This is a genomic window from Oscillibacter ruminantium GH1, assembly GCF_000307265.1.
Classification (GTDB): domain Bacteria; phylum Bacillota; class Clostridia; order Oscillospirales; family Oscillospiraceae; genus Oscillibacter; species Oscillibacter ruminantium.
This window is the reverse complement of record NZ_DF158898.1, coordinates 404,895-416,164: the sequence shown is the minus strand read 5'-3', so window position 1 is coordinate 416,164 and position 11,270 is coordinate 404,895. Positions and strand designations below refer to the sequence as shown.

Genomic DNA, 11,270 nt, shown 5'->3' with positions numbered 1-11,270 from the left:
TTACTTTAGACTTTTCTGGCAAATGCTTATTCGTCAGATTGGGAAAATAATTCTTATCTATGTAACGATACAATGTTGGGAGCGATACCGTAAAATAAGAGTGAGCCTTATTCCAGCGACACAATGCAACAGCAGGAGAAACGCCGGAGAGGATCATACCCTCTACGGCGTTTACAAAATCCCAATTCTTTTCAAGTTTCAATGAACGACCCTTTGCGGTCTGCTTATAATTAAAATCTGCCTGAGCCTTATCCGCAGAATATCGCCAGACAAGAACCCCATTACGCTCATGCTGGTACATGCCACGCCGAAGTTCATTATAAATCGTTTGAAGCGAAACGCCAAGTTGAGCCGCAATTTCACGCTTTGGAACCTGTGCATTGTAAAGTGCTTCTATTTTACTCCGCTGCCAATGTCGCAAATACCTCATAACTAACCTCCAACCCAATAATAACTCACTCTATCATTCAAACTCGCTTATAAACAACACACAAATACTGCCAACACCCTACCCCCTCTTGCAAAGAGGGTCATTTGCTTTTAAAACGCTTTATCGCAGTTTCCGCACGGCTACCGCCGAAGCCGAAGACGAAAGACGAGAGACGAGAGACGAGGGATAAGAAGAAAAATATTTTTTTTGAGACGCAAGAGGGACGAAAAACGCGAGAACGTTAGATTTTACGCTGGAGCATATTTCACCGCGACAAGCGCGGTTCATATCTCCGAGGTTGTTATATTTTGCTATACGTCAGCTTGCTATTTGCGGCATACAAAGAAAAAAGTTACTTGCTTTTTCTAAGTTTGTGCAGGAAATTAGCTGGCCTATCGTCGGTGATTTTGCCGGGTACTACTTGATATTGGATTTGCGACTTTTCTGGTAGATTAGCCGTATCAAACATTTTGCTATATTTTGGGATATAGGTCAACGTCCAGTCCCATACAGGCGCCCATTTCAAATTGTCACAGATGCGGCTTTCTGCTTCGCTGGTGGATTCTGTGAGAGTTACGGTACGGACGATACGCCGACCAAGAGAAAAGACACGAAGGAAGTTCGTCTGAAGGAACATACCATCTGTAAGGTCACGGATTTTCTTATCCACATCAAAAGTCTGAGAAGCCATGTAGACCACAACTTTATAGTGGCGCTGCAATTTAAAGAAGTCTCGGACATCTGTTTTAAAACATTTAAAATCCCGACTGTCCCAAATCATACCGACTTCATCTAAAAGCAAAAGAGAATGAGATTCCGGGACATACTCGCCCAAGTGCTGGATATTAAAAAAACGAACGCCGGGGATACAGAGGTCCTCCATATTCGTATAGACAGACCAGCCCTTCTTTAAATATTTTAAAGCCAACTTTGTAAGGTAAGTAGACTTGCCAGAACCTTTTTTACCGAAGATGAGATACAGACGATAAGGATTGACATACTTTTGTGTAGCCAATAGAAAAACGACAACCAAAGCAACCAGAATCGACATAAAAAGAATGAATCCGTACATATAAGCACCTCACAAAAAAAATATAAAAAAGGGCAACGGCAACTTCGTTTTTGCCGTTGCCCTTTTGCCGGACACGCATTACCGCATAGACAGAAGACGCTTAAACAGGCCAACGCCCAATCCAACCAGCGGGACGCAAACAAAGCACATCAGCAAAGGAGTAGCGACGATAGTTTCACCTACCTTGCCAGCCCAGCCGATAGCAGCAGTAAACACAGATGTAATATCCGAAAGAATAGCAGCCATATTAAACAATACCCCTTTCACACTTCGAGAATTAAATGCAAACTGCACGGATTACCGCATGGAAAGCAAACGCTTGAACAGGCCAACGCCAAGGCCGACCAAAGGAACGACCACGAACAAGAGCAGCAGCGGCGTACCAACAATGGTAGAACCAACCGTACCAGCCCAAGACATGGCACTAGTGAAGATAGAGCCAATCGAGGTGAGAATCGTAGAGATCGTGACAACTTCCGTTAAATAACCCCCTTTCAAAAACGAATCAATATCTTGACTGCCTTGCATATAAAACAAAACAGAACCAAGCTAAAAAGATAAAAAATCGGCGGGGTAGCCATGAATGCAGCCAGAGAAGTAAGCATTGTAGTGCTAAAAGTGACCATACTATCCATTTTTCAGAAGCACCCCCACCATGCGAAGGAAACCATGCAAGACAATAGCAAAAAGAAAAACGCCTGCAACCCACGTCCAATCCACACCAGCAAGGCCAGCGGGAATAACAATATTTTCAATGGCACTGACAGTACCATCCGAAAGAGGAACGCCACTTGTCATAGTATAGGTGACAGGCGTATAAGCGCCAAAAAGAGAGACAATCAGATCACGCACAAAATTAACCCCTTCCATTATGAAATAGCCGTAAACCGAAAATAATAAGCGCTGTGCCTATCATGATTTGCGCAAGGGAAATCCCCGTACCGGGGAAATCAACGCCAGTAAGAACACTCCACGAGCCAGAGAGGACACAACCAGCAGCAGAGAGAAATACGTCCGTTCAATCACCCCTTACACAAATGGGAGAGAATCCCACACAATCGCGAATAGTCGTGCAAGGGCAAGAACGAAAACAACGATGATAGAAAACTTGATTGCTACTTGAAGGGCCAGAGGAAGCCATGCAAATAGGCTAAAAATCATAGTAAACATGTTATATCAGTCCTTTGCAAGTTTTCGCACAAGCCAGACAACAACACCGATAATACAACCGCCAACCATAAAGACATAAGGAGCATGAGGAAGTAAAACGAACATGTCGTACACCAACTCGAAAAAACTGCTACACGAGTTAGTCAAAAGAATCCAAGCATCTACTAATCCCATATGCTATCACCATCCATTAACGGGAACAGCGTTACCGTAGTACCACCGCCAGAATCAGAAGCAGAGGAACTAGAGGGACTTGTGGACTCAGAAGAACCAGAACCTGAAGAAGTAGCTTCATCGGCAACAGACACACCGAAAACCCCAGCAAAATCAAAAGCAGCGCCTTTAACATTGTTCACGGCATCTTTAAAAAACAGCTTGTACAGTACCTTTACAAGAAAATTCGTGCTATCCTTGCTTTCATTCTGCACAACGGTTATATCCACATCAGGAACAACCGGGGACGCATCAGACGTAGCACCATCAGAAGCACCAGAACCTAGAGAATCCAGCTTTGCAAATAGCTTCGTGGTAAAAGCGTTCCAAGTACGCTGCCACCAATTCCAGAAACCGGACTGAGTGTAAATATACTCATAGCTGTCTCCCGAAGCGTCCACCACGTCATAGAAATCTTTCATTGTTAGGATGTTATAAGAACCGTAGGGTATCCAGCGCGTACCCGTAAAAATACGGCCGTCACAGGCTTCCCAAGCCTGACCGTTATAAATCTGCAACGAACGAAGAACGCCGCTTTCCACCATGCCCCAGACAAGGCCCTTTGTGGGAAGTGAAGGGCGGGGGCCGCCGATCTGCTTGCCAGTGATTGGAATATCTGTGCGAACTGCTAAGGTTGGCTTATCATAGTTCGTTACAGGCACGATTTTAGTTATGTATTCATGACCAGTATTAGGGACTAACCCCGGAACAACCTCCGCATAAATCAAGTCAAGGGATTGACCGTCATTAACATGAACAATAAATGTTATTTTAATCAAAGGCTTTGTAGAATCCTCAGGATTTGCATATAGACCGCACATTACCTGTAAACGGCCCCACGGAAAATCAAAAAACTTAGATGTGTCTTTATCAGCAGGATAAGAAATTGGGGCAGAGTAAACAGTCCCATCATGCGACACAACCGAAAAAGTATAGGAAATATCGTCATGAGGCAAAGAAAAAACAACCTGATCACGCAAAATTCCTAAACCGGGGTCAAAATGCAAACCATCTTTATTCACAGAAATATTATTAACGCCCGTAGACATATTAAAAGGAGATTCCATTTTGAATCCGGTAAAATCATAAGAAAAAACCGGGGCAATGGTCTTATCAAAACGCCAAAATTCATCCGCGACGGGCCTTGCAGTATCTGGGAGCACCAAAGTAAGGTTCGTATCATGAGGAACGGAAGTGGGAGTATAGCCACCAACATACAGTCCTTTATTCACAAAACGAAATTCATCAAAATACTTGAAAGTTTGCTGAGAAGAGCCAAAGCCAAAATAAATACGGTCATAGTAAAACGTCGTATCAGGAAGAGGTGAACCAACAACAACACCATTAAGCATATACCAGAGATAGCCGCTAGAGCGTTGAATACAAATTTCGTTCCACTGACCCGTAGAAATTTTGGCAATATTAGCACTTTCCGTCTTTAAATATTGTCCGTCCATCAACAAAGGCCGGGACCAAGTAGAATAATCAGCTTTACTATACAAAGCAATGAATGAATCCGTTTGCGGTGCAGCTGTTGCAGACTGATAATACCGAAACTGCATAGTAAAATCGCCACTGCCAATATTGGAAGGCAGCCAAAAAACAAAATCATGCTGATTTTCATCCAAATACAATGAACCTTTAAATGGCCCGGAATCCATATAGGTTAAACTGGCACCTGAAACCCATTGAAAATTAGTGCAGTAATTCCAATACGATGAATCATGGGTATCGCCGTCAAAATGATACAGAGAACGCAAAGAGGTATCGTCCGCAGAACGCCCGTAGCCGACCACATCAAGACTATAATCAATCTGTTCCAGTTCTTCGGCGGTCAAATCAGCGCTATCCCGGCCATCGGGAAGCTGGTAATAGACTTCATACTTTTTGTCGTATTCCGCAGTCTGGCCGATATAGGTAATGCTGGTATAGTTGATGTGGTACGTCCAACTGTAATTGTACGTGATGTTATAGTTGGTCGTGTCGTGAGAATCAATGTTATAGGTTTTCGTGGATTCATCATAGATAACAGCATCCGCTATCTGAACGTCACCATTCGGCAGCGTAATTGTCATGCCGGACAAGTCAATGTTTGTACTATTATCCGGGTTATTAATGACCGTGCCGCTTTCGTCCGTGGCGGGTTTGCCGTTTTCGTCTTTGACAGAAGTGTCCGGGCGGTCTTGATTAATTGCGGCATTGCTTTCATTGGCGTAGCAAACGAAGGGACGGCCCTCCGGGTCACAATAGTATTGGCGATTATACCAGATGGCTTTATACTTAGTGCCAAGCGGTTTAATTTGGGCAGGTGTGCCAGATTCCTTGATTTTGTTGCAGAGTAAGTTAAGTACATCAAGGTTCTTCATGTTGACTTTGGCAGTAGAACAGGAGCGTTCGCCTATCCATTGGTTGCCGCCGGAAACCGGGGCCATGGAGCCGCCTTCACAGTAGGGGTATTCTCCAGCAGAGTTAACCACCCAAATACCGCTATTCTTTTCCCGAATACGCAAAAGACCGGAACCAGAAGCCTTTACAAGTTCGAAATCACAATAATTACGTCCGAAAAAAGAAGAAACAAAAGTGTACCCAACAAGTACCTGAAAACCTTTTAAAGAAGTCGAAAGAGCACCCGATTGATATTCTTGTGTGAAAAAACTATTGTAACGCCCAACCAAATCATTCATATAGTCAAGCGTATGTTCACCCGTAGAACCCACAAATATGTCCATCATATGCCAAAATACGTCATGAACAGTAACAGGAACACCGAAACAGCCCGCAAGGGTATTTAATACACCATTAGGTGGCGTACTTACTGCTGAGTTCCAAAGTTGAACAGACGCAGTGTCAGGAGGAAGGGCGAAACCAACCGCAGATGCAGGAACAACGGAAGAAACAAAAAGTAAAACAACCAAAAGAGCCGCAATCAAACGATTCACAATAACTTTTCTCATTGCAATACACGGCCTTTCATGGTAATATATAGAAAAATCAGGAGGTGAAAAGAATGCTAAAAAATCTTTTAACTCTCCAGCGAGTAATTTTAGCCATTATCATACTTGGCGCGATAATAACAATTGGAACAATAAACCCCTACTATCTATGGGAAACAGCGCCAGCAATAATTATCCTTGTGGTAAAACTGCTCTTAATTGCAACTGTAATATATGCAACAGTTAAAATAAGACAAAAGAATCACTCCAAAAACAAGCCTTAATCGGGCTTGTTTTTCTTTTGGGTGCGGGGTCTGGACTCGAACCAGAATCGGCGGCTAACGAAACCGCAATGCTACCATTACACCACCCCGCCATAGAAGCCGCAAAAAGCGGCTTACTCATCAGGCTTATCATCCTTGTCAAAAGGATTAATACCGCGCAAGCCATAATAGAAAATAAACCAGCTTATTGCACAACCGCAAACAACATAGACGGAAACCAAAATAGGAACAATCACCTCAACAAAAAAATTAAACACGTTTCACACCATCCTTAGAAGCATTTAAAATAGGACAATCCGGGAGAATATTATAGAGTTGAGAGCCTACAATGGGCGTACCAGAAATAGAGCAAAAGCACAGCTTGTCCACCTGAACACAGAAAAGGCACTTGCCGCACTCCTTGATAGGCTTAAAATTACGGTTCATTTCCAATCATCACCCTTTTCAAAATCCTCTGAAACGATCTTAATATCACGAAATACCGTACTTTCATACTGCTTGCCGCAGTCTATCTTTTCATCATCCCGGAAGCCATAAAAGGGAACGCCATCATCGATTGGAATTATATCAGGCGATTTTTTAAGGCTGCGAGAGGATAGATAATATTTACCCAAAATCTTAGTATCCTGTTTGGTGATATACTTCGTGATGTAATTTACAGCACGTTCGTAATCACCATCCAGCGGAACGACCGTAGACCAGCCCAAAGACCAATCCGTCATGTTATAAACAGGACGCTGATTCTTATCAAGACGGGGCCTATTGCGCTTCATACTGCGTTCAATACAAACACCGCCGAGAGAACAAAGACCATGGAAATGGATTCCGGGCTTGTCTTCACCGGACTTGAGTTTATGGTACTCAGGCATCGCGACATATGTAAAGCCCTTGCGCTGCGTCATATTGGTTAGAAAACCACGAACTTTCGCATAAACCGCCGCCGAATCTGTTCGGTCAACCTTTTTGGGGTCTAACGTCCATGTGAACATAAATTGAAAACGATTGCATAGAGCAATGTCTCGCACCTTTGATTTAGCACGGCGTTTACTCTCCCGTATAGAACGTTCCTTATCGACAGGAACAAACCGCTCCTTCTCAACACCCATTTCACCGTCAAGAGGATTATACGGTGGTTCGTATTTATCACGCTGCATAGGCTTTTCCCAATCAGCAGTTGGAAAAATGTTAGAATTAGAAACCTGCAAAGTCACCTTTTCCAAATAGACCTTTACACGCGCATTTGTTTTGGTATCAGCAGAACCATAACCGCCATACAACACCCTAAATTCCTTGCGTTCCTGCTGAACTGTCTTTACGCCCAAATCCCACGGATTCGGAATTTGCCCTACAATTTCCTCCGGGAAGTTAGCCCATGAAGGCAATTCAAGAAGATTCAAAAGAACACATCCTTTGGGAGCGATGTCAATTTGTTGCTATATCAAGTAGGGGTCTCGCCCCGGCTTTCGCCGGGGCGAACCGCACCGTCAGAGCAAAGAAGCGTACTCGACAGACAAACCGGGCTTATCAGGAAAAAAGATCAATGCGGACGGAACCGACAGGCTGAACATATGTACAATGACCACAGGCCACCATAGCAACCACAGAACCGCCAAAATCCCTGAATACGCCTGTGAGTGGCTTACCACATACAGGACAGCGCAGAACAGCACGACGTTCAACAACCTTATAGGTCATCATGAACCGCCTTACTTCGCGGGAGTGAACACGTCCACGAAACCACGGCGGTTATATTCCATGTCATAGAAGCCGCCGACACGGATAGAAGCGTAGTCCTCGTTGAACAGAGAGATCAGATCGGAAGATTCTCCCTCGCCGTCACGCAACGGCATAGAGACGAACACTTTCACGCAGGAATACGCCTTACCGGACTGCTTGCCCGTACCGCTGAAATTGTACTTTCCGATAACCTTAACTTTCATAATCTTACCAACTTTCTTACCAAATTTTAGGGACAAGCCCTTTATAAATACAAATGATAATCTTCATTGCTTGTTTTCAGGAAAAAACGCTTGCACTATCAAGAAACTTATGGTATTATATTTCAGCATTACACATGGTGGTGGACTGTCCGTCTGTGTTTCGATAGAAACTGGCGGATGGAATGAAGCGCCAGAGGGTAAACTAAATTTATATTGGAGGAACACACAAAATGGCAAATTCTAGTATCGTATCTATGAAGTCCCTGCTGGAAGCGGGCGTTCACTTTGGTCACCAGACCCGTCGGTGGAACCCCAAGATGGCTCCTTATATTTATACCGAGCGCAACGGCATCTATATTGTTGACCTGCAGAAGACCGTCCGCAAGCTGGAAGAGGCGTACAACTTCGTGCGTGATCTCTCTGCCGACGGCAAGAGCCTTCTGTTCGTGGGTACCAAGAAGCAGGCACAGGACGCCATCCGCGAAGAGGCCCAGCGCTGCGGCCAGTACTATGTCAACGCTCGTTGGCTGGGCGGCATGATGACCAACTTCAAGACCATGCGCACCCGCGTGGACCGGCTGCATCAGCTGAAGACCATGCAGGAGGACGGCACTTTTGATATGCTGCCCAAGAAGGAAGTCATGAAGCATCTGGGCGAGATTGCCAAGCTCGAGAAGTATCTGGGCGGCGTGGAGAACATGAAGAGCCTCCCCGGCGCACTGTTCATTGTGGATACCCGCAAGGAGCGCAACGCGATTGCCGAGGCTCACAAGCTGGGCATTCCCGTGGTGGCTATCGCCGATACGAACTGCGACCCCGATGAGATCGATTACGTCATCCCCGGCAACGACGATGCCATCCGCGCGATCAAGCTGATCTCTTCCATCATGGCCAACGCTATGCTGGAAGGCAAGCAGGGCGAGCAGATGGAAGAGGCCGCTGAGGCTCCCGCGTCTGCCGAATAAAAGACGTCTCCGGGGCGTGCGCCCCGTCAAATCATCTAATTGGAGGAATATCAAAAAATGGCTATTACAGCTGCTGATGTTAAGAACCTGCGCGAAATGACCGGCGTGGGTATGATGGACTGCAAAAAGGCCTTGGCTGCCACTGACGGCGATATTGATAAGGCCGTTGAATGGCTGCGCGAGAAGGGCATGGCTGCTTCTGCGAAGAAGGCCGGTCGCGTTGCCGCCGAGGGCATGGCTCTGGCCACTGTGATCGACGGTGTGGGCGTTGTGGTCGAGGTCAATGCCGAGACGGACTTCGTTGGAAAGAACGAGAAGTTCGTGGACTTCGTTAACGGCGTGGCCGCCACCGTGGCAAAGCAGAACCCCGCTGATCTGGATGCGCTGATGGAGTGCAAGTATGAAGGCACTGAGCTGAGCGTCACCCAGCAGCAGCAGGAGATGGTGCTGGTGATCGGCGAGAACATCAAGGTTCGCCGCTTTGCCCGCTTTGCCGAGGGCGTCTCGGTTCCCTATGTCCACGCCGGTGGCAAGATCGGTGTGCTGGTGAACTTCAAGACGGATCTGCCCGCTGAGAAGATCGAGGCTGTGGGCAAGGACGTAGCGATGCAGATCGCTGCTCTGAACCCCCGTTTCTGGGACAAGTCTCAGGTTTCCGAGGACATTCTGGACGAAGAGAAGAAGATTCTGGTCGCACAGATGGCCAATGATCCCAAGATGGCTTCCAAGCCCGATGCCGTGAAGGAGAAGATTGCCTCCGGCAAGCTGAATAAATTCTATGAGGAAAACTGCCTGCTGCAGCAGGAGTTCGTCAAGGACACCAGCATGAGCGTTGAGCAGTATATTGCTTCTTCTGCCAAGACTGCGGGCGGTTCTATTGAGTTTGCTTCCGCCGTTCGCTTTGAAAAGGGCGAGGGCATTGAAAAGAAGCAGGAGAACTTTGCCGACGAGATTGCGTCCATGGTGAAGGGCTAAGCGCTTGCTTGGCTTTCCAAGAAAATCGAACCCGAAGGCTTCGTCAGGCAGCCTGATTACCACATAATTAAGAGCGAGTTTTGGAAAATTCCAAAACTCGCTCTTTTTATTTTACTGTGTCTTCTACAAAACTGATTTTTGGATATGTGCCGTTGCCAGGATGACCTGATCGGTAGGCTTCGACGGCGAGTCATCCGGTTGCCGAATCAAGGGGATTTGACGCGCCAAAGACTGTAAAATTTTTGGTCTTCCTTTTTACACCCGTAGATCGCTCACCCTTTTTTCCGGAAGGCATAGACTGGACTGAAAGAGCCTTTCTTTCACAGCTACTTAAATAGGAGGTATCGTAATGCCTGACAAGATCATGCCCGGACCGGTGGATGACCCCCGCGGCATCCGCGAGGCGGTTTGTATTCACACCAAAAAAATCTACGACTCGTGCAGAGATAAAGATTGTGTAGAGGATCTGCGTTTTTATCCAAGACTTAAGTACGTAGATACCATTAACCATGCGCTGTCCGTGAAGGGTGGCAGTGCAGAGCTGCTCCACGTGTATGTGGATGTGGAGCCGGTGACATTTAACCGGGGTTTCTATACCGTCGATATGCGCTTTTTCTATCAGGTGACGCTGCAGGCGTACCTGAACAATCCCCGCCCGGTGACGGTGGAGGGCCTGTGCGTGTTTGACAAGCGCGTCCTGCTGTTCGGCAGCGAGGGCAACGCCAAAATCTTCTCCTCTGAGTTCCGCGAGGGCGGGCCGGACGCCCAGAATATGCGCCGAAACAATCTGCCCACCGCTGTGGTGGAGGCTGTCGATCCCATTGTGCTGGATGCGAAGTTGGTGGAAGCCTGCGGCTGCCGCACCTGTGACTGCGATCTGTGCGAGGTGCCGTCCTTTGTCAGCAGTTTCTTCGACGGTGAACTGTCCAGCGGGGACGATATGCGGCGTGTGTACGTGACTCTGGGCCAGTTCTCCATCGTGCGTCTGGAGCGGGATTCTCAGTTGCTGATTCCTGTGTACGACTACTGCATGCCGGAAAAAGAATGCACCAGCGGGAGTCCTGGGGAAACCCCCAGTGAGGATCCCTGCGGCCTGTTCCGCAAGATCTGCTTCCCTGTGGGAGAGTTTTTCCCGCCCAGCACAGTTTGCCATCCTGAAACCTACGAGGAGACAAGAAATTATTGCAAATGCTGTCAATAAAAGCGCGAAACGCCCGGTATCTTCGGATACCGGGCGCTTTTTCTTCCTGTATTTTCCCGGAATAAAATAGGACGGGCCTTCATATGG

12 protein-coding genes and 1 tRNA gene are annotated in these 11,270 nt (G+C 46.7%); 4 read left to right on the top strand and 9 right to left on the bottom strand.

Going from position 1 to position 11,270, the window contains the following annotated elements; all coding sequences use genetic code 11:
• The 4 genes from ON16_RS09695 to ON16_RS09680 form a co-directional block, all read right to left on the bottom strand.
• Positions 1-430, bottom strand: a 430-nt coding sequence (locus ON16_RS09695) for a helix-turn-helix domain-containing protein (protein WP_144032093.1), incomplete at its 3' end; no start/stop codon positions are given.
• Between the two features lie 352 nt (positions 431-782).
• Positions 783-1,502, bottom strand: a complete 720-nt coding sequence (locus tag ON16_RS09690) for an AAA family ATPase (protein WP_051131663.1) — start codon at positions 1,500-1,502, stop codon at positions 783-785.
• A gap of 627 nt (positions 1,503-2,129) precedes the next feature.
• Positions 2,130-2,354, bottom strand: a complete 225-nt coding sequence (locus tag ON16_RS15585) for a hypothetical protein (protein WP_144032081.1) — start codon at positions 2,352-2,354, stop codon at positions 2,130-2,132.
• Between the two features lie 482 nt (positions 2,355-2,836).
• Positions 2,837-5,824 (bottom strand): hypothetical protein, encoded by a 2,988-nt coding sequence (locus ON16_RS09680; RefSeq protein ID WP_144032080.1) that lies wholly within the window; start codon positions 5,822-5,824, stop codon positions 2,837-2,839.
• A 68-nt stretch (positions 5,825-5,892) separates the two neighbouring features.
• Between ON16_RS09680 and ON16_RS09675 the strand changes: the two genes are divergently transcribed.
• The gene (locus ON16_RS09675; protein WP_040661549.1) at positions 5,893-6,102 is read left to right on the top strand and encodes a hypothetical protein; all 210 of its coding nucleotides are present in this window, start codon (positions 5,893-5,895) and stop codon (positions 6,100-6,102) included.
• Positions 6,103-6,120: 18 nt separating this feature from the next.
• Here ON16_RS09675 and ON16_RS09670 read toward each other — a convergent pair.
• From ON16_RS09670 to ON16_RS09655, 5 genes are all read right to left on the bottom strand, one after another.
• Positions 6,121-6,195: transfer RNA gene (locus tag ON16_RS09670), tRNA-Thr, on the bottom strand.
• A 20-nt stretch (positions 6,196-6,215) separates the two neighbouring features.
• Complete coding sequence (locus ON16_RS16065; RefSeq protein WP_207643786.1) at positions 6,216-6,359, bottom strand: hypothetical protein; 144 nt, start codon at positions 6,357-6,359, stop codon at positions 6,216-6,218.
• Entirely contained in the window at positions 6,352-6,528 is a 177-nt protein-coding gene (locus ON16_RS15780; RefSeq protein WP_158441611.1) for a hypothetical protein, read from the bottom strand. The genes ON16_RS16065 and ON16_RS15780 overlap by 8 nt, the downstream gene beginning before the upstream one ends.
• Positions 6,525-7,499 carry a rolling circle replication-associated protein gene (locus ON16_RS09660; protein ID WP_040661544.1) on the bottom strand — a complete coding sequence of 325 codons (975 nt, stop codon included), beginning with the start codon at positions 7,497-7,499 and terminating at the stop codon, positions 6,525-6,527. The genes ON16_RS15780 and ON16_RS09660 overlap by 4 nt, the downstream gene beginning before the upstream one ends.
• A gap of 309 nt (positions 7,500-7,808) precedes the next feature.
• On the bottom strand, positions 7,809-8,042 hold the full coding sequence (locus ON16_RS09655; protein ID WP_040661541.1) for a hypothetical protein: 234 nt from the start codon (positions 8,040-8,042) through the stop codon (positions 7,809-7,811).
• Positions 8,043-8,272: 230 nt separating this feature from the next.
• On the opposite strand from ON16_RS09655, the gene rpsB reads away from it, so the two are divergent.
• From rpsB to ON16_RS09640, 3 genes are all read left to right on the top strand, one after another.
• A complete protein-coding gene (gene rpsB / locus ON16_RS09650; protein ID WP_040661538.1) occupies positions 8,273-9,007 on the top strand; it encodes a 30S ribosomal protein S2 in 735 nt (244 codons plus the stop codon).
• 57 nt (positions 9,008-9,064) lie between these two features.
• Entirely contained in the window at positions 9,065-9,982 is a 918-nt protein-coding gene (gene tsf / locus ON16_RS09645; protein ID WP_040661535.1) for a translation elongation factor Ts, read from the top strand.
• A 349-nt stretch (positions 9,983-10,331) separates the two neighbouring features.
• Complete coding sequence (locus ON16_RS09640; protein WP_040661532.1) at positions 10,332-11,183, top strand: hypothetical protein; 852 nt, start codon at positions 10,332-10,334, stop codon at positions 11,181-11,183.
• Positions 11,184-11,270: the final 87 nt, after the last annotated feature.

Coding starts and splice junctions, on each gene's coding strand:
- ON16_RS09655 (WP_040661541.1), bottom strand. CDS start 8,042: ATGAAAGTTAAGGTTATCGGAAAGTACAATTTCAGCGGTACGGGCAAG.
- tsf (WP_040661535.1), top strand. CDS start 9,065: ATGGCTATTACAGCTGCTGATGTTAAGAACCTGCGCGAAATGACCGGC.
- ON16_RS09690 (WP_051131663.1), bottom strand. CDS start 1,502: ATGTACGGATTCATTCTTTTTATGTCGATTCTGGTTGCTTTGGTTGTC.
- ON16_RS09640 (WP_040661532.1), top strand. CDS start 10,332: ATGCCTGACAAGATCATGCCCGGACCGGTGGATGACCCCCGCGGCATC.
- ON16_RS15780 (WP_158441611.1), bottom strand. CDS start 6,528: ATGAACCGTAATTTTAAGCCTATCAAGGAGTGCGGCAAGTGCCTTTTC.
- ON16_RS09675 (WP_040661549.1), top strand. CDS start 5,893: ATGCTAAAAAATCTTTTAACTCTCCAGCGAGTAATTTTAGCCATTATC.
- rpsB (WP_040661538.1), top strand. CDS start 8,273: ATGGCAAATTCTAGTATCGTATCTATGAAGTCCCTGCTGGAAGCGGGC.